Raw genomic sequence first — 23,123 nt, forward strand, 5'->3', positions numbered from 1 at the left:
TTATTTACTGGCAGAGTTTCAAGAAATAAATGATTAAATTAATTTAATTTTTCAATTACAATCGAAGCATTTATATTTGTTTGTGTTCCACCCGCCAAAGTCTGCAAAGTAACCGCAGCAGCGGAAGTATGATTATTAAGGGTAATAATATCACCTGCTGCTAAAGTGAGAATTGTTTGCCCATTGTTTTGTTGAGTACCTGCACCTGATCCATAAATGGAGTTGGTAACGGGAGCCCCATTTAAAAAGAGGGCAAATTGATTAGGTTCAACTCCTGATACAGAAAAAGAAATTTTATAATCTCCAGCATTAATAACTGTCATTTGAGAAGTTCCGAGCGTATGAGTAAAACCGGATGTGATTCTACCGTGTGAATTAAAAAGAATAGGTGCTTCTAAGGCAACAACTTGAGCTGCTGTATTGAAAACATAAGCATACTGGGATAAGCCAGATACTGTAAGACCGGCAGGCCCAGTAGGTCCGGTAGCTCCAGCGGTTCCTGGTAATCCAGTAGGCCCAGGAATGCCTTGGATGCCTTGGATACCTTGAAGCCCAGTTGGGCCAGTCGGGCCGATAGGTCCAATAAGTCCTGGATTACCTTGAATACCTTGGATACCCTGAATTCCAGTTGCCCCAGTTATTCCAGTGGGTCCAATAGGACCAATAGGCCCTGGATCACCTTGAATCCCCTGAATCCCTTGACTTCCTTGAGGTCCAGTGGGGCCAGGAATGCCTTGGATACCTTGGATACCTTGAAGTCCGGTTGGTCCTGGTGACCCAGTTGGTCCAGTGGGGCCAGTCACTCCGGTTGGTCCTGGTGGTCCCCCGGAAGGTCCAGTCGGGCCCGTTGGTCCTGGCGGTCCCCCGGAAGGGCCGGTAGGTCCAACAGCTCCAGAAGGTCCAGTTGGACCTACAGAACCAGGAATGCCAGGAATCCCTTGAGGTCCGGTCGGGCCAGGAATCCCTTGAATGCCTTGAATGCCAGGAATCCCTTGAATACCAGGAATCCCTTGAATTCCAGTGACCCCCGTTATTCCAGTGGGTCCAATAGGGCCTTGAATGCCAGGAATGCCTTGGATGCCTTGGATACCTTGAATTCCAGAAGGTCCAGTTGGACCAATAGATCCAGAAATCCCAGGAATCCCTTGAGGTCCAGAAATACCTTGAGGTCCAGTAGGTCCCAGGTTACCTTGAATTCCAGTAGGTCCGGTAGGTCCCCGAGGTCCACTTGAAGGTCCGGTAGCTCCAGTAGGTCCCGAAGGTCCCGAAGGTCCAGTAGCACCGGTTAACCCAGTAGGCCCTATTTGAGGTAAAGGAAAGGGTATGTGACAACAATGCTTTTTAAATTTACTCATTTTTACACCTCCCTTATAAATTAACTATCAATTTATATTTATACTTTAACAACTTATGAGTAAACAGACACAGGGGTGTAAGGAAAAAACCTATGAAAATTACATAATAGGTTTTAAGAGCAAGCCTCTATTTTAAATTCCATACCAAAAAGAGCACCATATATAAGTGCTCTTCTGACCAAGACTTATTGTAAACCTATGACTTGTGAGTGTTCTCGAAATTAAGATATAATTCAAAAATTATTTAGTGCAGGGGATATTAAAAAAGAGCGCTTCGGAAAGCGCCCTTCTGTAACGACTATCCATTCTAAAAAGAAATGATGCAATATATCATATGAAATTATGTGAATTTAGTTGTGTGTATTTTGTATAAAAATTTCATTTTGTAGAAATAAGGAAACTAAAAAGAGCACCATGCATCAGTGCTCTTTAAGATAGGAGGTAACACTTTGAGCTGGATGGTTAGGTTAAAAATATATGATGTAGAAAAGGAATAAGACCTAAATTTTATTATTAACTCAATATAAAAGAGCAATTAGCTTTTGCTAATTGCTCGGCCCAAGGTAATAGACATAGAGTAGGTATTAGTAAAATTGGCTATTCACGAGCCTGTTTACAGTGTAACCAAGATTATTAAATGTATTCCCTCTTTAAAAATCTATTCAAACAGTGTTATTTAAAGAGGGAGTGGAGTAATGAAAAAGAATACTTTTCCTTTAAACATGAAATGATTTTTTAATTCTCAGTATTATATGAGTGCTAAGACAAAAATGTGTAATTAAAAGAGCAGCTAGCAAAAGCTAACCGCTCGGCTCTCGACCAAGAAAGCTAGAGTGGGAAGAACTTAAAGCTAACTTTATAAAGTCTTATATAGTATCGGGAAAATTTAGATTTTTATTCGTGTAAAACATAAAAAGAGCCGCTAACAAAAGTTAGCCGCTAAGCCCTCGGGTATGAAGGGAATTTAGAAACTGTATTTTTATTATTAACGGAATGTTGAATTTTATTCGGTTGAGCCTAAAAAAAAGAACTATATATTAGTGTCCTACAGACCTAGTCTCTTATAGTAACAGTTACTGGCGTTATGTGTAAGAACTACACGTTTATCTTGAAAATAATGATTATTATTCACATATAAATTCACAATTAAAGCACAATCGCATCAATACGCTCACAGTTAACTACAGTGATATCTCCGCTTTCATCTATAAATGTAGCAAGGCCGAATCTATTATGGAATCCTACAAATATAGAAGCTTTTAATATTGTGCCGTTAACTAACAGCTGTTTTATTTTTTTTCCTAAGTAAAATGTTTCTAAAAGATAACAAATATTTTTAGAACTCTCTTTTGGGGTTGGGATAAAAGAAATTCGGTTATTTGGAAGAGATGTTAGATTAGGATTGAATACTTTGGGAGTAATAGCATAGTTGATGAAAACTGACATTTTTCCGGCTCCTCTATTTTATAATTTATATTGAAATATGCTGTATGAAATAGGGCTTTTTTCAAAGCCCCATCTTTACTCTACTCAGCTTCAATTCTAAGCGCTTGAATATCACGACAGTCCAAAACAATTATAGAGCCAGGTTCTGTTGTGTTGTCTACAAATGTTACACAAAAATTATCTGGATTAAAGTTAGTAAAAATAAGATCCTCTAGTGTTGTTCCTGTAAGGAAAACATCTACTTCTGTACCTAACTGTAATCTTTCTAATTGTTCACATACACATTTTGTATGCTCAGCCATATAAAAACCTCCTTTCCTCGATTTACTATTAAAATATGTATAAATTAAATAGAATGATTGGAGTAATAGCTTAATAATACTAATTATTTTGCTAGTTAATATGTTTATAAAATAATACTTTGAATAGAAAGCGAGGTTTTGAAAAAGGAAGATAACGTAAAGCTTTTAGGTGATGATGGGATGTTAGGGATGGAGTACAAGGAAAGACAAATTCATGTATTTAACACAGAGGGCAATGTGATGGAATTACTTTCAACAAAAGAACAGGTTCAAGAGGCTATCGATTTTCTTGAAGAATGTAAAAAGGAAATGAAGTAAAAGTTCAATAGAGTAGATCGAACGGAGGGAAACCGTATCGTATAAATCAAGAGGGGATTCCAGATAAGGAAATCAGCATTACGTATGAGTGTAGCTTTACCTATGTTGGAAAACTCAAGAAGAAGTGGGAACGTGAAGGGAAATGGACGGGGTCAACTGATATGAGAAAAATCAAAAAAGTCTAGTGTTTCTCCAAGCACTCAAGCATAAGCCGTATGGAAAGCAAGTATTGCGCAAATCGGGTATTTGCAAGTGCATTATATAACGTTTATCTGGTGGGTAGTTTGGATCGCAGTAATCTTTACGCAGGTTTTACATGATATTGAAGTTTTTGATAAAGACCAAATTTGAATTTTGTATAAAAATTAAAGAAGCCTATACTTAAATATAGTATAGGCTGAGTGATTAAAATTAATCGGTTATTAATTTCGAATAAATATTTAAATCAATAAGCTTTCCAGCTGATTTTTCGCTTTTTCTTAGAGTCCCTTCAAAAGTGAATTGTAATTTTTGTAATACTTTTATAGAGTTCACATTTTTAGGTTCAACTTTTGCTTCGACACGATTTAGTTTCAGATGTGTAAAAGCGTAATCTAATAGAGCAGAAATCGCTTCAGGAGCATAACCTTTGCCCAAAAATGTTTTCGAAATATCATAACCAATCTCTGTTTTTGAGTTTTCGAAATCTAAGAAATTATAGCCACATGAACCGATAATTTGATTAGATTCTTTTTCAATAATAGTAAAACGGAGAGCTTTGTTATTTTGAGCAAGTTCATTGAGAAAATGAATCATATCTTTTGCTTGGTTTTTATCAGTGAAATTGCTTATATTCATGAATTTTGTAACGTCACGATTAGACCATATTTTAAGCATGCTTAATGAATCAGATTCCTTCATTTGTCTTAAATGTAATCTTTGTGCTTGTAATTCTGTAATCAATACTTTTACCTCCATTATGTTGTTGTGATGGGTAGATTAAAAATATTGATATCTGCGCATAATTCAGTCTCTTCTGGATTAGTTAACTTCCATTATATAAGAAATTACTAAATTGAACAAAAGTGTTATTTTATAGTAATGCAAAAAGAGTACATATCGAATATGTACTCTTGAAAAAAGGAAGTGTATATAAGTGATGAAACAATATACTATAACATATGCTTGTCTCATTTAAAAGTGCAAGGAATATAATAAAATAGTTATTTGAAATAGAAAGGGGCATGAAAAGAAATGAAAGAGAAATTTGTTGAAGAAATGACACTTGCAGAAATATGGGAATAAATTGAAAAAGATGGTGGGATTCAGATTCATTCTGAAAGCTAAAAATGAACAAAATTCTTATTTTATGCATAAGAAAAAAGACAACATCCGAAAGGGGTGTTGTCTCAACAAATGTAAAATTCTATGAAAGAAAAGAGGAGATACAATAATATATGCTTGTCCAATTTAAATGTGAAAAGATTTTAACAAAAACACTATTTTAATAAGGAATGGCTCTTACTTAAAAGTAAAGAACGTATGGAAAGTTTCAAAATGTTTTTGATGGATTACTAGTTAGGAAAATATAAATCTGGAAATAAAGCTTGATATTCTGGGAGTAATCGAAGATCAATAGTTGAAGTTGCAAAGAATAGATATTTTTTTTCTAATTCATCAAGCGTTGCTAGGTGATGAGTACCTAAGCCATGCTGGATGCTATGTCTAGAAAGAGTCGGACCAATTTGTAATTTTCGATTTTTCATAGCTTTATTCCATGGGCTGTAAAAGAATTTTAAAACGAAAGCAGGATACATGTAAACGGTAAATGGATGAAACGACCAATGTCGCCCCGCCGAATAGTTACCTTGCGAGTAATTGTGGAGGAATCTGCCACCGTAGTATGGGGCAGGTGGAGTAGGATGGATTATTATCCCATGGTAACGCTGTTTGACAAGGGGAATGCCGTATCTCGGATTGGTATAACCGTGAAAAGGTTCATCCACCATTAGAATAGTCCTAATGGAATACATGTTTTTCCCTAAAGTAGCAAGAGAAGTGAAAAAGGCTTCCTTATCAACACAGCAAAGAAATTCAGTGGTATTTAAAACCATTTTCCATCCCGTAATTTCTTTTTCTATTTCCATTACTTCTTGATCAACTAATAAGGCATCAAACTCTAATACTTTTGAATCTCGGATTTCCCAATGAGGTGCAAATAATTTGCATATTTCAACCGAACGATCAGTAGATCCACGATTAATAAGAATGCCATGATCAAATAGTTTTGTGTGGTGCATTAACCACCAGGGGAGTAAATACTCTTCATTGTAAAAATGTGAAATTAAAGTTGTACTAATTAGAAACACCTCCGTTTAACAATGGATAAAATCTTTTTTGTTTTATTATAATATGTTGCTTATCCTAATAATTCTTAGGTATTAATTTAAATGAGTTTAAAACCCAAAAAGATATGTAAAAAAATTGTGTAAACACATTTAAATAAAAATTTCATTTTGTATTAATTTAGAACATAAAAAAGAGCACTTAATAAAGTGCTCTCGTGACGAGGCTCATTTTGTAAAGACTATTTCAATTTATAAAGAAAGGAACACATAATATTTTATGAAGTTATTTTCGATTAAGTGTGTATCTTTTATACAAAATTTTACTTTATAGGAAATGAAAAAGAGCACATATTTATAGTGCTCTAAAGTTAGGAGGTAACTCTGTCTTTGAACAAAATGAGCTACGTTGTAGATATATGTAATAAATAGAATGATAAGAACAAAAAAATAGCTAGCAAAAGCTAGCTACTTAGCCCCAGGGAAGGGAGAGGAGCGATCAATTAGGTCTAAGTTTGGAATAAGGGTTTTAGATTTTAAGACCTAACCTAAATATAGTATGGATTTTATTTGAGCTATTATGCATATAACTGGTTCCTCTTAAAAGAATGATCAACAAAAAAACAGCTAGCAAAAGCTAACTGCTCCAATCTTAAAGAAATATTAACTGAAATGTCTTAGAAGTTTCTGTATTTAAAGTATGTATCAAAATTTAAAGTATATTTAGTGTATTAAAAAAGGGGACTTCAAAAAATTCCTTTTCTCGGAGTAAATAATCAATGATATTATTTAAGGTTTAAAGAAATTTTATTGGAAATTGGTCAAAAAAGTATACAGATTTCATATAAAATTTTTGAAATAAAAAAGAGCACCATTATATGGTACTCTTCTATGAATCAGTACACCATTCAAATATTGTTAATGTTTGTGAGTCATGAACAATTAAATGGTTTGAAAAGTAAGGATTCAAGATAATGTATGTAAGATGAGTATAAGTTGTTACAAAGAAATAAAAATTAGTCGGCAAAAGCAAAATGATTAGCTCTTAATGGAAAATACAATGCATTATTAGAAACTCATGATACAAACAACTAGGTTGTGAGGGTTAAACTTTTTCAAAAAACTTCATTTGATATTACTCTAGAATGGAATTATTGAACTTATAAATTAATATGTCTTTTCATTTATTGATAAAATAAACACGTTGATAGGAGTAATAATGTATTCCTTTAAAAATATGCGTTTTTATTAGGAAATTAATCTAAGCACTAGATAAATAGATGCGTATACTTATATTATGTGAGTTGTGAAAGTAATTAAACTGAATTTTTATAGTTTAATTATTAGTAACTATTTTTATTCTAAGGAAAATGAATATTCAAAAATATTCAACACTATTACAATTGAGTGTTTCTTAGTATAAGAGTATTCTCTCAAAATTATTAAATAAGGAGGAAATAAATGAAACATAATGATTGTTTTGATCATAATAACTGCAATCCGATTGTTTTTTCAGCAGATTGTTGTAAAAATCCACAGTCAGTTCCTATTACTAGGGAACAATTAAGTCAATTAATTGCTTTACTAAACTCATTAGTATCAGCTATTTCAGCATTTTTTGCAAATCCAAGTGATGCAAACAGAGTAGCGTTATTCAATTTGTTTAATCAATTTTTAATTTTCTTAAATTCCTTATTACCTTCCCCAGAAGTTAATTTTTTGAAACAATTAACTCAAAGTATTTTAGTTTTATTACAATCTCCAGCTCCTAATTTAGGACAATTGTCTACATTATTGCAACAATTTTATAGCGCCCTTGCACAATTCTTCTTCGCTTTAGATCTTATCCCTATATCCTGCAACTCAAATGTTGATTCTGCCACTTTACAACTTCTTTTTAATTTATTAATTCAATTAATCAATGCTACGCCAGGGGCGACAGGTCCAACAGGCCCAACAGGTCCAACGGGTCCTGGAGGTGGAGTAACAGGTCCAACAGGCCCAACAGGTCCTGGAGGTGGAGCAACAGGTCCAACGGGAGCAACAGGTCCAACGGGAGCAACAGGTCCAACAGGCCTAACAGGTCCAACGGGAGCAACAGGTCTAACAGGAGCAACAGGTCTAACAGGAGCAACAGGTCTAACAGGAGCAACAGGTCTAACAGGAGCAACAGGTCCAACAGGAGCAACAGGTCCAACAGGAGCAACAGGAGCAACAGGAGCAACAGGAGCAACAGGTCCAACAGGCCTAACAGGAGCAACAGGTCTAACAGGAGCAACGGGAGCTGGAGCAGTTATTCCGTTTGCATCAGGTGGACCAGTAGCATTAGCAACTGTTTTAGGTGGGTTAGCAAACACAGGAGCACTTCTTGGATTTGGAAGTTCATTCTTCCCTGTAATTGTCCCACCTGGTGGTCCAATTACTATAGGTCCTGTACCTCCAGTATTTGATTTTGCATTTGTAGCCCCTCGCGCAGGTACAATTACTTCGTTAGCAGGGTTCTTTAGTGTAACTGTAGCGGTTGCTTTAGCATTAGGAAGCATACAAATTCAAATGCAGTTGTACAGCGCACCAGCAGCAAGTAATACTTTCACTCCAGTAGGTGTACCATTACTATTAACACCAGCATTTAGTGGTCTAATTGCTATCGGTGCTACTTCAAGTGGCATTGTCGGAGAAGCAATTGCGGTCGCTCCACAAGATAAGATATTACTTGTTGTTTCATCAACTACACCTGGTTTTGATATAGCTACTGCTATTACAGGCTTTGCAAGTGCAGGTATAACATTCGTATAATCACTTGTAAGTTTTGTAGTTGAAAATTTTGATATAAAAAAGAGATTGTCAAAAAAGTATCCACAGATTAACTTTTGAAGACAGTCTCTTTTTTTAATTGTTTTTATACTTTATGCCTGGTGAAAACCATTAAATATGCTTAGAGAATCTGGTGAGATTTTGTTAAATTAAATGATCACTGCTAGTAAATTACATAATAATAGACGTAAAAAATCAAGGTTTACGGCAGATTGTGGATTACAAACTAATTTCATACACATATAAAGGTATATATCTAAAATATTTAAAGTTTTAGCCTTATATATGTAAGGATTGAGACGTAGGAGGATTATATTTGGACCAATTATCATTTTTCAAGCATATAGAGGAGAAAGAAATCCGCCCTTTCGTGATAGAAGAGTTGCGGAAATACAGAGTGTTACGTATTAGATTCCAAAATCAGCAAGAAAGAACGGAATTGGGAGCAGAATGGCTGTTTCCTGAGTTAAAGCAAGTGGACAAACATGAGTTGAAGTATAGACAGTTAAAACGAGCTTTTGAGGAAGCTCTCGATGAGGATGAACAAAGGATTCTTGAAATGAAGTATATGAGCATTAAAGAATTGAATGATGATTATATTTATACTGTTCTTGGTATGAAACGAGGAAAGTTTTATAGAAAACGAAAATCTGGAATCGTTAATTTGGCTACAGCATTAGGTATGATATAAAAAATAATAGAATTTTTTGGGCACTGTTTTGGGCACTAAATCGGGTACCTTTTTACATTCAAATCAGCGATACGATATTCCTACAATTACTTGTTCTTTGAAAAGAGCATAAAGTGGGGATAACGTATCTATGCGCTCATAATCAATGATCATAGCCCCTTTATCAAAACGTTACTCGGTCGGAATAGACGGAGAATAAAAAAGAAGAAAAGACCAATTGAATTTATATATTCAGCCACGTTGCGTAAGTGTCGTGGCTTTTGTGTTGCTTATTGAGTCTGGTAATGTTGCTTGTCTAATTGATTGCATAATGTATTAATATAGCAAATAATTAAGTTTTTTAAGGTGTTTGTTATAGAGGAATCACGAAATCAATTCAGAGGGGGCAGGTACATTATGTTTTGACTAGGGTGTTTTGTAGGATTTGTTGTAGGATCATTCATTACTTGTGGGTTATTCTATTTTGGTTTTAGAGCTGAAGAAAATAAAAAGGCAGAATTACATAGAAGAAGTTTAGATGAATCGGTAAGGAAGGAAATGGAGCAACTGATGGAATTGTGCAGAAGAAAGGATGAATAACCATTTAACAGGAGGTTGATTATGTGTTTGATTTCTAAACGTGATCATCACTAGTATTAGACAACGTAATTAAAATAACATGTGTTTGTGTGGGGATAGCAGTTATCTACGCTACTTTAAAAGCGAGAAAAACAGAAACAAAGACAACTAATTAAAACTGTAGTAGATAATATGGAGAAGGGATTAAATAAATAGTAATTATCGTAGGCGCTGCCATGAACTTGGTTAGCGTTTTTTGTTATTAAGGAAAGATAGCGAGAAAATAAAAAAGAGAGCTAATGCCCTCTTTTTTATTGGTACGGTAATTAATCGCAGATTGGTATTCCAAGCACTCTTAAAGCTAATGCTACTTGAAGAGAAATCTCTAATCTAGCAATTTCGATACCAGCTACCGAAAGAACTAAAAAAGGTTGTCCGTTTACAAACACAACGCAACTATCCATGGTTACGCCTCCTTTCTAACAATCTACTATAGTATATGAAGGAAACGTTAATATGTAATAGTTGAACTGATGGATTTAATAGAATTAATAGATTAACCTATTTAAACAAAACAAACGAACACAACGAACCAAAATAAAGAAGCAAGAATCAAATGATTCCTGCTAGGTGAAGTGATGTTATTAATATTCCAATAGCACTAACAAACTCCGGCGAAATGTAAAGGTATGATTTAAATTCGTGTGGTGTTTTGATTTTTAGTTTCATGATTCGTCTCCTTTTGAATTTGTTGTTTGTCTTACAAGGTTATATACAAGCCGAAAGGAAATTCGTAACAAATAAATGAGAAATAATTGTTATAAGATTCATTTAGTTATAAGCATAAGAAGTGAAACCCTGGAAATATAGAAATTCGAACGTGAGGTGGCAGGGCTTTTATGTCTCTTACCGAGTCAAGTATGTATTTGCTAGGTTCAAAAGAAATATAAATTTTCATATATCATTATAATGGAAACGAAATTTATAATGGAATAAAATGGTTTGGTAATTACTTTGTGGAAGGAGAATTTTATTTGACCAGTATAACCCCGGGAGAATCAGCAATCGTAGTTGCTTTTATAACAAGTATTAGTACCCTATTTGTTATGTATTTTAATAATAAAAAACAAGATAATCGTTGGTATGCGGAATTTTTCTTGAAAATGAAGGTAGAAGCTTTAAATGATTTTCTTCAAAAATCATCAGTAGCAATGAAAAGTATTGAATATTTTTGCTCTGAAAAAGGCAGTTTTGAATTGGAGAAGACCCTAAATTTGAAAGAAAAGGCCCCCCATCATCAACCGCCAAAGCGAGATTACACTACAGTGTATGTAACTGAAGAATCAAAACAGAAATTCATCAAATTAACCAATGAAAAGGCGAGACTATTAGAAGAACATTTTTGGAAGTTAGATAAATCATATAAAGTAATAGCAATATATTTAACTAAAGAAGAGAAAGAAATATTAGAGAAATTTATTGAAGAAATGCGGAGATATGAGCATTATATATCAGGGAATATAAAAACCTTTGGAAATGGTGAAGATATTCGCCTGTCGGAAAACTTTATTCATTATTCAGTTACTATATATAAAGAAGGTTTTAAGAAGATAAAGACATATGAAACTGACGTAGAAAAAGTGTTAATTAGTCACTTAATCCCTGAAAAAGTAAAGAAGTTAGTAAAAAGGTAATAAAAAGCACCCATTCAGGTGCTTTTTATTACCTTTGTTTCAATAGCTTCTAGAGTTATTAGATGTAGTAAGAACCCAAAAGATAGCGAATAGAACTCCTCCAATGATTAGAAGCGTCAACAATAAGGACATCCCAATAATTAAAAATGTTAATCCAGCAACACCTAGTAGAAAACCAAATAAATATGTTGCTATAGAAACCCATGGTGCAAATTCATCTGCTTCCGTTTGAGAAAAATGAATTTGCGAACTGCCTAATATAAAGCAAATAATCTCTGTAATTAGGCTTCCAAACATACCATGAATATGGTTAACAGGATGTAAAAAGTAATATGAGAATAATTCACTAAAATTACCAGGTAATATGCCGATGCTAGAAAGACTGGCTTTCATGAAAATGATGCCGGCAATAAATAATCCAAGAAATACATAAATATTTCTAGTATACCTACATAATTCTATAAAATGATCCCACACTCTATATAGCATTATAGTGTCACCTCCTTTGTTTTTTATAGGAGAATCAAACTATAGGAGAATACCAACGTGGAATTGTAGGGTATTTACTGGTCATTGACATAGAACATGTACGGGAGTCTTCCAAAAATAAGGGATATATACCCTTATAAAGGGTATATGGGGAGTGGAGAAAATGATTGAATTACTACTCGTTCCAGCAGCAGGTTTAACAGTGGCATTATTCGGTGAAAAGTTCAAAAGTAAAAATGATGATAAACGAAAAATTGATGAATGTTTAAAAGAGCGTCAGCCAGAAGAGCCAATTTAAAATGATTGGCTTTCTACTTGTGAATCTGATTGGTTCCGTACATTAGTTGAAGAGCAAATTACACGGTTAGATACGATCGCTGAAAAAGTGACAGAGTCTGACCGCAAGCGAAAGAAACAGCATTTTATTAGCAGTCAATATGAATATTTATTTTGGGAAATGGCTTATACATTAGAAAAGTGGTCAGTGAATACAGAAGTGAAAAATGTAATAGTGATAAAGAAAAGAGGTATTGCTATACATATGTATGGGCAATACCTCTTTTTATACTCTTTTGTAAAATTATTGTAAATCTCAAATACAATACGCAATTTATATTGTATAATTCGAATGTAATGTATTTAGGATGTATAAGGAGGGCTATGTATGATAATTGCTTTTAACTTTTATAAGAGTCATTTCATTAATACGTTAATCGGATAAGTAGTATTTGTTATTCTTTTAAATAATTAGATTATTTGATAATACTTTAGTTTTTTTTTGATCAAGAAAAATGAAGAAAGGAAGTAATCATTTTATGGAAAAATTAAAGTTGTTAACATTTGAAAATATAGTAGAACCTCTTTTAAATGAAAGCGTATCATTTATATATTTTCCTATTGAATGGCTTGATATTGTAGAGATACATTATAAGACATTTTTATTAACAAGTAAGTTGAAACGGTTGAATGAAAGATTATATGATATGTTTTCTGATATATTATTTATTCAGCATAATCCATATGTATTAAATGAAAATACACCATGGATTGTATGTAAAGAACCTATTAGAAAAGAACAACTTGATTATATTTTTCAAAGTTGGTATGAGATTATTCATGATTGGAAACCTAATAAATTAATAGAATCGCCAAAATATGAATGGCATTACGATTTAATTTCTAATTTAACAGTACTACATGATAATGAAATATATTCTAAGTGGGTGCCTGCTTTAATTTCACATATTTTTTGTGAACAACCTGTACGATTAGAGAATATCAACGAAGAAGATATGTATTTTTCTCCTCTTAGATCACAAAATATTTGTGAGGCAATGTCAGAGCCTATTAAAGATGAAAAAACTCAAGATTATTTCGCCTATGTATATCGGTATGAATGTATCACGCGCGGAGGCGAAAATATTCCGTTATTAAATGTTTCAATAGGAATTCGGAGGTTTTATCAAGAATATAACCATCCAGATATTCCTTTGCTTTTGAGAAGAAAACGAGGCATGATTTTAATTTCTACTCCAGAATTTGCATCGAATAATAAAAAGGTTCGGTTTGTAAAACTAAAAGTACAGCAAGCTACAAACGGTATAAAGTGGATAAAGATATTTAGAAATTTAAAAGATGATTTTCATATAGGGGGAGAAGTTGAATTAGAGCATATCCTTCAATATCCGAAAGATTATATGCTAGGAGAAAATCTTAGGGTGTTACTTCCATACAATGAGAGAATATATAAAGTTCAAGGTACTAAAATAAAACCTGGTATAAAAGTAAAGGAAAGAGAGTATTTATTTAAAGGGTTTCAGCAAAAATTCACTGATTTCACATTACTACCAGAATGTAAGAAACTAGCAACAAATAATGAAAATGAATTATTCCCTTTAATTGCACCAAAAGGATTAGAGACTATAACGTTAGAAATATGGTCTGAAAAAATATCGTTGGAAGTTGAACAAGCGTTATTTGAAAGTGAAATTGTGTTAGCTCAAATCGATGAGTCGTTATATGTATTAAATGCAGATTCTCCAGTATTGTTAAAAATAGTAAGATATAATATTGAAAAAGTATTACAAAATCCATATAAAATGCAATATTGTCAGAAATACAAATCAAATTTAGTAGAGGATGTTATGAAAGCGGTTTATGCTACTGCAGGTGAGCGCAATGATGCGACATTGGCGTTAATCGCAATGGAAAATTGTGATGGGCGTGAAAAAATTGATCCAAAGCAAATCGTTAGAGAAGGGTTTGCACGAACTAACCGTATTTCAGCATTTATTAATTTATTTATAGGGCAAAGTGTAACCCGTAAAACAATTATTAATTGTATCCTTACTTTATTAGAACAAAAAGGATTTTTGAAACGTAGTTGGAATAAGATAAATTTACCTTGTACATATGTTAATTTATCAATTGAACGAATATCGAAATTTGATTTCTTACCTATTATTTCACAAATAAAAGGAAAAGAAATTTCATATAAATTATATGGGAATACAGATTGGCAAACGATTGATCGTTTATTATTAAATATAAATAAACATAATGCCTTTTTACCGCAGCCTTCAAAAAGAAATGATATGGGAATTCAATTTAAACAATTTGTTTCTGAAACATTAACAGAAATTTTACAACATGCAAAAGAGGAAAATGAGCAAGTATATTTTATTATTGATGCGAATTTAAGAAAATATTGGATAAAAGAGTTACAAAATAAAAAAATTGATATAGATATTTTACCGGAGATTGTTCCTGATGCGCTAAAGGTCCCTAATTTAAACATTATAAGAATAAATACATCTTTTGATACACCAAAATACGGTGTGATAGAACGTGATGATGTTCCTGAAGGTACAAGTTTATATGTAGATCAAAAAGGGATGTATTATAGCATTGGCGAGTATTCACAAAATGGTAGTGAAACATTGCAGCGATACATACTTGAAATATTAACGCTAGGTGTAAAACCTGTAGAAAGGAATTATATCGCTAAAATGGTACACTATATGTGCTGTAATTCAAGTATGCTTCAGGAAAAAAATATACATATGCCGTATTCTATGCATATGGCGAAAGTAATAAAGAGCTATAGGACTGATATAGATGCAAGAGAGTTTAAAGAGTTTGATGATGAATTGGATGTAGATATAATGAAAATAGAAAAGAAAGATTCAATTATTTTGCTTTAAATAATAGTAGACAAATCCTGCTCGTTATATTGATCAGGATTTGTCATTTTTTCATGTAAATAAGGATATCCTTTGTCATGTATCTTTTCTTTTATGTATTTACTTTATTTACATACAGGATTAAGATATTTTTTAGAAATACAAAATCTACATCATATGGAAAAGCAATATGAATTGATTCAAAAGAAATTTGAAAGGAATGAGGAATTGTGAAGAAATTAGATGTGTTATTAATGCTATTAAGCGGCCTCTTTCCAGTTGCAGGAATTATGAAGCAAATCCCACTAGAACAATCTTTATATATCGGAGGCCTTTTATTTTTTACTAGTTTCGGTAGCTATTTTGCGAAAAAAATATATTCACGTATATGTAGTTGGATAGCGTATGCGCCATTTATAACACTGCTGTTAGTCATTTGGCATCAAGATATTTCAACAAGTTCAATAATAGGGAATGCGAAAATCGCCGCTTGTATCGCTTTAATTCCATGTTTATTCCGTTTTCGTACATATGGACTTACTTTCGGTTTATTCTCATTATGGGCCGCTTTACTTTGGGATATTAAAGAAGTACAGTCGTTAATCATACTTGAACGTATGTCGAGTTTAATGACAAGTCATTACTTATATCTTCTACTGTTAGTTGGAGGACTTATATTAGGTGGATTACTTGCGATGTTATTACATCGTAAAGAGCAGGATGATAATAAAGAAAATATAAATCTATTTCAACAAAAAAAGAAGCGCAAAAAATTATCATTTAAGATTCCACTTCCTAGATTACCGAAATTAAAGATCAAATTATTTAAGTTTGGTGGAAAAGTATCAAAACGAAATACGCCAGAAAAAATACGTGAGCATAATTACGAAGAACCAGCTCAAGCTGCAACATATGAAATGAGAGAGCAAATAGATCCATATAAAGAAGGTATTGCTCAAGGACAAACGAGGATGGAACGTCGTAGAAATAGGTATAATGCATAAGATATTTGAGTAACCCTTTAATGATTTATCATTGAAGGGTTTTTTATGTAATTATATATAGATTGCTAATGAGGAATTTATAGCATACCCTAAAGTTAAGGACTTAAATAAAATAATGGGAGGACAAAATGCTTATTATTACATATATTTCTGTCTGTATATTATTTTTAGTTAGCTTTTTACATGTTTACTGGGCTTTCGGAGGTAAGTGGGCGACAAATAGTGTCATTCCAACAAAAGCTGGAGAAAAGGCGTTTACACCAAGTGTAGGAATGACATTGTTCATTGCTTTATTATTAAGTATGGCGGCAATAATTTTATTACAACAAACAAATGTTGTTCATTTCGAAGTTCCTAATATTATCGTTCAATTGGGCTCCTGGATTTGTATGATTGTTTTTTTTATAAGAGTAATTGGTGAGTTTCATTATTTTGGAATCTTTAAGCGAAAAAAAGATACGTATTTTGCTAAAATGGATACTGTTTTATATATACCACTTTGTGCATTTTTATCTTTATCGTTCTTACTAGCAATTATAACGTGAACATAAAATAGTAACTGCTTTTTCTAAAATAAATAAACGTGAATTAGCAAGGAGTAAAAGTGAGAAATCTAGTAGTAAATAAAAAGGATGTAAGCGTCTTCTTATCGAAATATAGATTATTATGAAAGGCGGTGACACTATGAAGTATGTTAAAGTCTGTATGAATGGCGGAAGTGAACACAAATTCTCGATGACTTTAGATCGGTTTGAAGAACTTATTACTACAGAGAATGGACTATTAGAAAATAAATTAGTTAGTATTGAAAATGTAATGATTAATCCTACTAATATATCTTCTGTAGTTGAAAAAATTGGTGTACCGGCTAAGTTTATGGAAGCTTAAAAATCGGTACATAAAAAACATCCATAGGGATGTTTTTTTATGTATAAATATAATAATTATACAATTAATAAATGAGCAGAATTTTTAGCAATACGTATACATTTGATGTTTAATAGATGCACAATAAAATAAGTACAAGCATATATTACATTGTAGGACAAGACCTTCGTGTCCTACTTAATACTCAGAAAAAACCTCTATCACATGAGAGCATCCGATTGCAGGGTGCTCTTTTTTTATCCGGCTCTTTAACTTTCAATTTTAAACATATCTTTGATGCTCATAAATATTAAAAATAAAATAATAGCAAAAATTAAGTTAGATAAATAGAAATCTTGATGAAATAGTAATTCAAAGATGACATCGAAAACATATAATAAGGCGATAGTAGGTAATATACAAATAAATATAAATCTCCAATTTTTCAAATAATGTTTATAAGTAGTAATCGCTTTCTCCATACATATAGCTCCTATATTTTTTTATTTTCTATATAATTATACATTTAAATAAAAGGATTTACAAAGGAATATTTAGTAATTAAGAATTGTAGGAGAGATTTTGTTGAAAATGTGGATAGCTGTAGCAATCTGAATAATAAATGCTTTTACTTAAAAAAAACTTTAAAAGAATGATACTAAAATGATACACTATAATATACGTTATTTATGAAACGAATAGAGGGATTTGTATGATAGATAAAATCAAAAATGTTGTAGAGGATATGTACGAAGATGAAGCAAAACATTTACTTCAAAGTATTCTTATTCAGTTGAATTTATTAGAAGAAAACTATAGTGAAGATGCAATTAAAAATTTGATGGATATTCCTAAGCAACTAACGAGTAATACATCATATATAAGAAATGTAAAAGAAAGCACACACGTACATATTGCGTTTGATGATTCAACAGCTGGATGTTTAAAATATATGCTTAGTCAAGAAGAACAATTGGAAGAGAGGGTTGTCGCTTTTTCTGAATTCTTTTCAATTGGGCCGATAAACAAGCTACATATGAATGAGGGACAACTTGCAAGACAGAAATGGTTAGTAAACAATTTAACTGCTTATGATAATTATTTTGAAGAAGAGTATTTACCAAGGTTTTTAGAAACTATGGAAGAACTACACACTATTCCTATTGAAACACCTATTACAATTTGGAAAGCTAATAACGCACATGAACATGTAGGCCTATGTTTTGTAATGGCGCAATTAAAAGATAAGAAAAACATTCGCGTTATTAATACGTCTGAAGCAAGTAAAGAAATATTAAAAAAAGAGTATGCTATTCGTGGAACTGGAGAGTTAGCACCTGAAAGTTTAGCTCTAATTCAAAAAAGTTTTGTAGAATTGCCATATTTAACTGTAGAGAAACGTATGCAGTTTGAACATGAGTGGAACAGTCTATCGAAAAGTACGGAATTTTTAAGAGTTTGGACAGACAATGAAGTGCGTTCTGTACAAGAAGATTATTTTGATCAATTTATTATTGAATGTGCGAAAAGTATAGGTGCTGATCGAGAATTCCTAAAAGCCCCTAGGGTAATTGGTGAAGCACTTGGTCATGTAGAGCAGTTAGTTGGCGATACGTTTTTAGAATATCGCTTAAAGGAATTAATTAAACAAGAAGTATTTGAATTTGAAGGTTCGTTAGATGAAATGCGTTTTTATAGTGTGAAATTAAGAAAATAATACATCTATTCCGATTATGAAGAAGCTCGTATTTTTAAAATACGAGCTTTATTTTTTTGTTGAATTTAGGCTATACATAAGCTTCCTATAGGAGGCAAATCACATATGAATGTTAAAGGTACTGAATGAAAAGTAGGTGATTTGTTAATATGTATAACCAGCAAAATTATCCATATGATCAAGGGGTGTATTATAATCCACAAAACTACGGGTATGAATCTGTAAATGAAGTGAGAGATATGGAACAAGAAGATTATAGACCAGATGATGCGGAAGATGCTCCAACGTCACCACCACCGTCACAAGCACCGTCGTTACCGTCTACATTTGCTTCTCCAGCTCAAGCAGGGAATATGAAATCATGGATGTGTAACTGTCTAGGAAGATGGGGCTACTTACGTTTGCATCGTCCTGGACCTTTCGGAAGAGACTTATGGTTCTTCCCGACTGAAGTGAGGAGAAATGGGGTTTCAGGTTACACTTGGCAAGGTGGTCGCCGTCGTAAAGTAAGTTATCGCTATCAACAAATTAGTAATTTCATGTGTTTTGCGTAAAGAAGAGTGAGAGAGTAGAAGGATTTTACTCTCTCACTCTTTATTTTTCAATATACGAAGTAAGATTTCGAATGAAAATTTACAATTTTCGCGTTTTTATTAGAGTATAATGCATATGTTGGTTGGTTTTCAAAAACAAATGAGAGTGAGGGAATACAATGTCAATGAAAAATAAAGTTGGGCTAAGAATAGAGGATGGTATTAATTTAGCTTCAGCTCAGTTTAAAGAAAATGCGTATGAAATTTATAAAGAATCTAGAAAAGTGCAACCTATCTTATTTGTGAATAAAACTGAATTAGGTGCAGAGTGGCTTATTACAAGATATGAAGATGCTTTGCCACTATTAAAAGATAATCGCTTAAAAAAAGATCCGGCCAATGTATTTTCTCAAGATACATTGAATGTCTTTCTTACTGTTGATAATAGTGATTATTTAACGACGCACATGCTAAATTCAGATCCACCTAACCACAATCGTTTACGATCACTCGTACAAAAAGCTTTTACACCGAAGATGATCACGCAATTGGAAGGAAGAATACAGGATATTGCAGATGATTTGTTAAATGAAGTCGAGCGAAAAAGTTCATTAAATCTTGTTGATGATTACTCTTTTCCTTTACCGATTATTGTAATAAGTGAAATGCTAGGCATTCCGAAAGAGGATCAAGCGAAATTTAGAATTTGGTCTCATGCTGTTATTGCTTATCCAGAAACGCCAGAAGAAATAAAAGAAACCGAAAAGCAACTATCTGAGTTTATTACATATCTCCAATATTTAGTTGATATCAAAAGACAAGAACCAAAAGAGGACTTGGTAAGTGCTTTAATACTTGCAGAGAGTGAAGGGCATAAACTTAGCGCTCGGGAACTATATTCAATGATAATGTTACTAATTGTGGCGGGACACGAAACAACTGTAAATTTAATTACAAATACGGTATTAGCGCTTCTTGAAAATCCGAATCAATTACAGTTATTAAAAGAAAATCCCAAATTAATTGATGCAGCTATTGAGGAAGGGTTACGATATTATTCTCCAGTTGAGGTTACAACTTCAAGATGGGCGGATGAACCTTTTCAAATCCATGACCAAACAATCCAAAAAGGAGATATGGTTGTCATTGCATTAGCTTCTGCAAACCGTGATGAAAATGTATTTGAAAACCCAGAAGTATTCGATATTACTCGGGAAAATAATCGCCATATTGCCTTTGGTCATGGTAGCCATTTCTGCTTAGGAGCTCCACTTGCTAAGTTAGAAGCAAAGATTGCCATTACTACTTTATTTAATCGAATGCCTGAACTACAAATAAAAGGGAACCGTGAAGACATTAAATGGCAAGGTAATTATTTAATGCGTTCTTTAGAGGAATTACCATTAACATTCTAGAATATTTATTGTAGACATGCATACATACAAAATGATTTACATAGAGTATGTATGTGTTATTTAAATTCGAAACGGAAGGGTGAAAACATCCCAATGATCAACTAATTCTATTTGTAAGAGATCTTCGTTAAAAAACGAAATATTCTTCTGAATAGGATTAGTCTGTGCATTTATAGAAAAGGGATGTATTTCGCTCTGCGAATATATAGTCTTTTTATATGATTTGTGCTGCCTCCTGTTCAGAACATGAAATAGGGGGCTTTTTTATGTCGACAAATGTAGTAACGAAACAAAACAATGGGGTATCACAAGTATTAAAAAATCGGTTTGTGCAAGGAATTCTTGCATCAGCACTATTTTTACAAATTGGAATATGGGTTCGGAACTTTGCGGTATTACTATATGTAATGGAAATGACGAAAGGTGATGCTTTTGCTATTTCAATGATTTCGGTTGCTGAGTTTGCTCCAATTTTCATCTTTTCCTTTATAGGTGGAACCTTTGCTGATAGGTGGAAGCCAAAGAAGACAATGATATGGTGTGAAACGTTAAGTTCCATTTCAGTATTCGCTGTATTAATTACACTTATGTTTGGAACATGGAAAATCGTGTTTTTTGTCACGCTTATTTCTGCAATCCTTTCGCAGTTTTCTCAACCATCAGGTATGAAATTGTTTAAACAGCATTTATCAACGGAACAAATCCAATTAGCGATGTCTATATATCAAACAATATTTGCGATTTTTATGGTGTTAGGACCGATTCTTGGAACATTTATCTTTCATAGTTTTGGAATTTATATTTCAATCATCATAACAGGTATCGCTTTTTTACTGGCAGCAGCTGTGTTGTTATTTCTTCCGAAAGATCTTGAGAATAAAAATGAGAAAAAAGAAATCACGTTGTTACAGGAAATGCTAGACGGTATTAAATACGTAAAAAAGAAAAAAGCATTAACTTTGTTAGGGCTTTGTTTTATGGCAGCAGGACTAGGTATAGGATTGATTCAGCCATTAGGTATATTTATTGTGACTGAGCAGTTAGGGTTATCAAAAGAGAGTTTGCAATGGTTACTAACAGTAAATGGCGCGGGTATGATTGTTGGCGGCGCTTTAGCGATGGTATTTGCGAAAAATGTTGCTCCGCAAAAGATGTTAATTGTAGGGATGCTCGGTCAGGCGATCGGCATTGGTATTATTGGCTATTCGACGAGCTTATGGGTGACACTTACAGCACAACTTTTTAGTGGGTTAGCTCTTCCATGTATCCAAATAGGTATTAATACGCTCATTATTCAAAATAGCGATACTGATTTTATCGGTCGTGTAAATGGCATTTTAAGTCCACTATTTACCGGTTCAATGGTAGTAACGATGAGTATTGCTGGTTCATTAAAAGAGGTGTTCTCATTAAGTACGATGTATGAGGGCACAGCTTTACTATTTATAATTGGATTATTATTTATTTTACCTATATACAATTTAAAGCCAGTAATAGCGGTAGAAAGTGAAATAAATGGTAAAGGAAGTGCTGTGCAACATGAATCCTAATCCAAATGTTAAATATCCTATTGAAGGAAATCAAAATGTCCATTTTATAAAAAATACAATAACGAAACCTAATATACTTGTTGGTGACTATTCTTATTATGATGCGAAAGATGGAGAAACATTTGAAGATCGAGTATTACATCATTATGAATTTCTTGGAGATCATCTTACTATTGGAAAGTTTTGTTGTATTGCAAATGGAGTTACCTTTATTATGAACGGAGCGAATCATCGGATGGATGGATTTTCGGCATATCCATTTAATATATTTGGAAATGGGTGGGAGAAGTATACACCTAATTTGTCTGATTTACCTTACAAAGGGGATACAGTTATAGGAAATGACGTATGGATTGGTATGGATGCAACGATTATGCCCGGAATAAAAATAGGAGATGGTGCAATCATTGCAGCAAAATCTGTTGTGACTAGAGACGTCGCACCATATACTATTGTTGGCGGAAACCCTGCAAATAAAATAAAGGAACGATTTACAAATACAATAGTAGAAGAGTTATTGCAAATTCAATGGTGGCATTTTGACATTGAAAAAATAACAGAAAATATAGATGCTATTGTACAAGGAAATATTGAACCATTAAGAAAGCTAAAAAGGTAATAAAAAATGCATGATAAAGAGTATCATACCTCCGAATTTTGTTAATGATAATAGAACAAGGAGGTGTGATACTATGGCACAAGACGTTTTATGTGAAGTAAACAACTGTAAATTTTGGGCTAACGGCAATAAATGTAGTGCAGATGCAATTTATGTAGTAAGTCATAAAGGGAAACATGCATCAACTACGGAAGAAACAGATTGCAAAACTTTCGATCCAGAAGTATAAATTTTTTAAAGGGTAG

General features: G+C 32.9%; 22 protein-coding genes and 2 pseudogenes. 16 read left to right on the forward strand and 8 right to left on the reverse strand.

Annotated elements, in window-relative coordinates:
- Nucleotides 1-38: 38 nt before the first annotated feature.
- The 3 genes from ACSG5Z_RS05350 to ACSG5Z_RS05360 form a co-directional block, all read right to left on the reverse strand.
- A complete protein-coding gene (locus ACSG5Z_RS05350; RefSeq protein ID WP_435710909.1) occupies nt 39-1,355 on the reverse strand; it encodes a BclA C-terminal domain-containing protein in 1,317 nt (438 codons plus the stop codon).
- A 1,146-nt stretch (nt 1,356-2,501) separates the two neighbouring features.
- Nucleotides 2,502-2,801: a hypothetical protein gene (locus tag ACSG5Z_RS05355; protein ID WP_097917075.1), complete on the reverse strand. Its 300-nt coding sequence runs from the start codon at nt 2,799-2,801 to the stop codon at nt 2,502-2,504.
- Between the two features lie 80 nt (nt 2,802-2,881).
- On the reverse strand, nt 2,882-3,103 hold the full coding sequence (locus ACSG5Z_RS05360; RefSeq protein WP_000807684.1) for a hypothetical protein: 222 nt from the start codon (nt 3,101-3,103) through the stop codon (nt 2,882-2,884).
- Nucleotides 3,104-3,241: 138 nt separating this feature from the next.
- On the opposite strand from ACSG5Z_RS05360, the gene ACSG5Z_RS05365 reads away from it, so the two are divergent.
- Complete coding sequence (locus tag ACSG5Z_RS05365) at nt 3,242-3,421, forward strand: hypothetical protein (protein ID WP_097890171.1); 180 nt, start codon at nt 3,242-3,244, stop codon at nt 3,419-3,421.
- A gap of 411 nt (nt 3,422-3,832) precedes the next feature.
- Here ACSG5Z_RS05365 and ACSG5Z_RS05370 read toward each other — a convergent pair whose 3' ends face one another.
- On the reverse strand, nt 3,833-4,363 hold the full coding sequence (locus ACSG5Z_RS05370; RefSeq protein ID WP_097917074.1) for a GNAT family N-acetyltransferase: 531 nt from the start codon (nt 4,361-4,363) through the stop codon (nt 3,833-3,835).
- A gap of 611 nt (nt 4,364-4,974) precedes the next feature.
- Nucleotides 4,975-5,700 carry a glycosyltransferase family 2 protein gene (locus ACSG5Z_RS05375; protein ID WP_435710913.1) on the reverse strand — a complete coding sequence of 242 codons (726 nt, stop codon included), beginning with the start codon at nt 5,698-5,700 and terminating at the stop codon, nt 4,975-4,977.
- 1,506 nt (nt 5,701-7,206) lie between these two features.
- Here ACSG5Z_RS05375 and ACSG5Z_RS05380 point away from each other — a divergent pair.
- The 3 genes and pseudogenes from ACSG5Z_RS05380 (at nt 7,207) to ACSG5Z_RS05390 (ending at nt 9,829) form a co-directional block, all read left to right on the forward strand.
- Complete coding sequence (locus tag ACSG5Z_RS05380) at nt 7,207-8,541, forward strand: exosporium glycoprotein BclB-related protein (protein ID WP_435710915.1); 1,335 nt, start codon at nt 7,207-7,209, stop codon at nt 8,539-8,541.
- Nucleotides 8,542-8,875: 334 nt separating this feature from the next.
- On the forward strand, nt 8,876-9,250 hold the full coding sequence (locus ACSG5Z_RS05385) for an ArpU family phage packaging/lysis transcriptional regulator (RefSeq protein ID WP_435710917.1): 375 nt from the start codon (nt 8,876-8,878) through the stop codon (nt 9,248-9,250).
- A gap of 396 nt (nt 9,251-9,646) precedes the next feature.
- A pseudogene (locus ACSG5Z_RS05390) lies at nt 9,647-9,829 on the forward strand (hypothetical protein).
- Nucleotides 9,830-10,134: 305 nt separating this feature from the next.
- Here the strand turns inward: ACSG5Z_RS05390 and ACSG5Z_RS05395 are convergent.
- Nucleotides 10,135-10,272: a DUF3956 domain-containing protein gene (locus tag ACSG5Z_RS05395; RefSeq protein WP_000376554.1), complete on the reverse strand. Its 138-nt coding sequence runs from the start codon at nt 10,270-10,272 to the stop codon at nt 10,135-10,137.
- Nucleotides 10,273-10,824: 552 nt separating this feature from the next.
- Between ACSG5Z_RS05395 and ACSG5Z_RS05400 the strand changes: the two genes are divergently transcribed.
- A complete protein-coding gene (locus tag ACSG5Z_RS05400) occupies nt 10,825-11,502 on the forward strand; it encodes a hypothetical protein (RefSeq protein WP_435710921.1) in 678 nt (225 codons plus the stop codon).
- A gap of 39 nt (nt 11,503-11,541) precedes the next feature.
- Here the strand turns inward: ACSG5Z_RS05400 and ACSG5Z_RS05405 are convergent, their stop codons facing one another.
- The gene (locus ACSG5Z_RS05405; RefSeq protein WP_435710923.1) at nt 11,542-11,991 is read right to left on the reverse strand and encodes a hypothetical protein; all 450 of its coding nucleotides are present in this window, start codon (nt 11,989-11,991) and stop codon (nt 11,542-11,544) included.
- 250 nt (nt 11,992-12,241) lie between these two features.
- On the opposite strand from ACSG5Z_RS05405, the pseudogene ACSG5Z_RS05410 reads away from it, so the two are divergent.
- The 5 genes and pseudogenes from ACSG5Z_RS05410 to ACSG5Z_RS05430 form a co-directional block, all read left to right on the forward strand.
- Nucleotides 12,242-12,502 (forward strand): annotated as a pseudogene (locus tag ACSG5Z_RS05410) (thiaminase II/PqqC family protein); the annotation flags it as partial.
- A gap of 304 nt (nt 12,503-12,806) precedes the next feature.
- The gene (locus ACSG5Z_RS05415) at nt 12,807-15,194 is read left to right on the forward strand and encodes an RNaseH domain-containing protein (RefSeq protein WP_435710925.1); all 2,388 of its coding nucleotides are present in this window, start codon (nt 12,807-12,809) and stop codon (nt 15,192-15,194) included.
- Nucleotides 15,195-15,403: 209 nt separating this feature from the next.
- On the forward strand, nt 15,404-16,177 hold the full coding sequence (locus ACSG5Z_RS05420) for a DUF3959 family protein (RefSeq protein ID WP_435710926.1): 774 nt from the start codon (nt 15,404-15,406) through the stop codon (nt 16,175-16,177).
- A 128-nt stretch (nt 16,178-16,305) separates the two neighbouring features.
- Nucleotides 16,306-16,722: a DUF3995 domain-containing protein gene (locus tag ACSG5Z_RS05425; RefSeq protein ID WP_060486846.1), complete on the forward strand. Its 417-nt coding sequence runs from the start codon at nt 16,306-16,308 to the stop codon at nt 16,720-16,722.
- Nucleotides 16,723-16,861: 139 nt separating this feature from the next.
- Entirely contained in the window at nt 16,862-17,065 is a 204-nt protein-coding gene (locus ACSG5Z_RS05430) for a hypothetical protein (RefSeq protein ID WP_000878362.1), read from the forward strand.
- 248 nt (nt 17,066-17,313) lie between these two features.
- Here ACSG5Z_RS05430 and ACSG5Z_RS05435 read toward each other — a convergent pair whose 3' ends face one another.
- A complete protein-coding gene (locus tag ACSG5Z_RS05435; protein ID WP_048547123.1) occupies nt 17,314-17,526 on the reverse strand; it encodes a hypothetical protein in 213 nt (70 codons plus the stop codon).
- Between the two features lie 230 nt (nt 17,527-17,756).
- On the opposite strand from ACSG5Z_RS05435, the gene ACSG5Z_RS05440 reads away from it, so the two are divergent.
- The 6 genes from ACSG5Z_RS05440 to ACSG5Z_RS05465 all read left to right on the forward strand — a co-directional run bounded on the left by ACSG5Z_RS05440 (nt 17,757) and on the right by ACSG5Z_RS05465 (nt 23,107).
- Nucleotides 17,757-18,761, forward strand: a complete 1,005-nt coding sequence (locus ACSG5Z_RS05440; RefSeq protein WP_435710930.1) for a DUF1835 domain-containing protein — start codon at nt 17,757-17,759, stop codon at nt 18,759-18,761.
- A gap of 149 nt (nt 18,762-18,910) precedes the next feature.
- Nucleotides 18,911-19,315: a hypothetical protein gene (locus tag ACSG5Z_RS05445; RefSeq protein WP_048547127.1), complete on the forward strand. Its 405-nt coding sequence runs from the start codon at nt 18,911-18,913 to the stop codon at nt 19,313-19,315.
- A gap of 158 nt (nt 19,316-19,473) precedes the next feature.
- Complete coding sequence (cypA, locus tag ACSG5Z_RS05450) at nt 19,474-20,709, forward strand: cytochrome P450 (protein ID WP_435710932.1); 1,236 nt, start codon at nt 19,474-19,476, stop codon at nt 20,707-20,709.
- A gap of 266 nt (nt 20,710-20,975) precedes the next feature.
- Nucleotides 20,976-22,259, forward strand: coding sequence for an MFS transporter (locus tag ACSG5Z_RS05455; protein WP_060486842.1), 1,284 nt, complete (start codon nt 20,976-20,978; stop codon nt 22,257-22,259).
- Nucleotides 22,249-22,878, forward strand: a complete 630-nt coding sequence (locus ACSG5Z_RS05460) for a Vat family streptogramin A O-acetyltransferase (RefSeq protein WP_060486841.1) — start codon at nt 22,249-22,251, stop codon at nt 22,876-22,878. The genes ACSG5Z_RS05455 and ACSG5Z_RS05460 overlap by 11 nt, the downstream gene beginning before the upstream one ends.
- A gap of 73 nt (nt 22,879-22,951) precedes the next feature.
- A complete protein-coding gene (locus tag ACSG5Z_RS05465; protein ID WP_000046089.1) occupies nt 22,952-23,107 on the forward strand; it encodes a DUF1540 domain-containing protein in 156 nt (51 codons plus the stop codon).
- Nucleotides 23,108-23,123 lie beyond the last annotated feature (16 nt).

Origin of the sequence: Bacillus pretiosus (genome assembly GCF_051294775.1) — a bacterium.
Taxonomy (GTDB): domain Bacteria; phylum Bacillota; class Bacilli; order Bacillales; family Bacillaceae_G; genus Bacillus_A; species Bacillus_A wiedmannii.

What these genes read in the sequence shown, in the direction of transcription:
- cypA (WP_435710932.1), top strand. Translation starts at nt 19,474, where the DNA reads ATGTCAATGAAAAATAAAGTTGGGCTAAGAATAGAGGATGGTATTAAT.
- ACSG5Z_RS05395 (WP_000376554.1), bottom strand. Translation starts at nt 10,272, where the DNA reads ATGGATAGTTGCGTTGTGTTTGTAAACGGACAACCTTTTTTAGTTCTT.
- ACSG5Z_RS05460 (WP_060486841.1), top strand. Translation starts at nt 22,249, where the DNA reads ATGAATCCTAATCCAAATGTTAAATATCCTATTGAAGGAAATCAAAAT.
- ACSG5Z_RS05415 (WP_435710925.1), top strand. Translation starts at nt 12,807, where the DNA reads ATGGAAAAATTAAAGTTGTTAACATTTGAAAATATAGTAGAACCTCTT.
- ACSG5Z_RS05455 (WP_060486842.1), top strand. Translation starts at nt 20,976, where the DNA reads ATGTCGACAAATGTAGTAACGAAACAAAACAATGGGGTATCACAAGTA.
- ACSG5Z_RS05435 (WP_048547123.1), bottom strand. Translation starts at nt 17,526, where the DNA reads ATGGAGAAAGCGATTACTACTTATAAACATTATTTGAAAAATTGGAGA.
- ACSG5Z_RS05440 (WP_435710930.1), top strand. Translation starts at nt 17,757, where the DNA reads ATGATAGATAAAATCAAAAATGTTGTAGAGGATATGTACGAAGATGAA.
- ACSG5Z_RS05430 (WP_000878362.1), top strand. Translation starts at nt 16,862, where the DNA reads ATGAAGTATGTTAAAGTCTGTATGAATGGCGGAAGTGAACACAAATTC.
- ACSG5Z_RS05350 (WP_435710909.1), bottom strand. Translation starts at nt 1,355, where the DNA reads ATGAGTAAATTTAAAAAGCATTGTTGTCACATACCCTTTCCTTTACCT.
- ACSG5Z_RS05360 (WP_000807684.1), bottom strand. Translation starts at nt 3,103, where the DNA reads ATGGCTGAGCATACAAAATGTGTATGTGAACAATTAGAAAGATTACAG.
- ACSG5Z_RS05445 (WP_048547127.1), top strand. Translation starts at nt 18,911, where the DNA reads ATGTATAACCAGCAAAATTATCCATATGATCAAGGGGTGTATTATAAT.
- ACSG5Z_RS05380 (WP_435710915.1), top strand. Translation starts at nt 7,207, where the DNA reads ATGAAACATAATGATTGTTTTGATCATAATAACTGCAATCCGATTGTT.
- ACSG5Z_RS05405 (WP_435710923.1), bottom strand. Translation starts at nt 11,991, where the DNA reads ATGCTATATAGAGTGTGGGATCATTTTATAGAATTATGTAGGTATACT.
- ACSG5Z_RS05465 (WP_000046089.1), top strand. Translation starts at nt 22,952, where the DNA reads ATGGCACAAGACGTTTTATGTGAAGTAAACAACTGTAAATTTTGGGCT.
- ACSG5Z_RS05425 (WP_060486846.1), top strand. Translation starts at nt 16,306, where the DNA reads ATGCTTATTATTACATATATTTCTGTCTGTATATTATTTTTAGTTAGC.
- ACSG5Z_RS05375 (WP_435710913.1), bottom strand. Translation starts at nt 5,700, where the DNA reads ATGCACCACACAAAACTATTTGATCATGGCATTCTTATTAATCGTGGA.
- ACSG5Z_RS05355 (WP_097917075.1), bottom strand. Translation starts at nt 2,801, where the DNA reads ATGTCAGTTTTCATCAACTATGCTATTACTCCCAAAGTATTCAATCCT.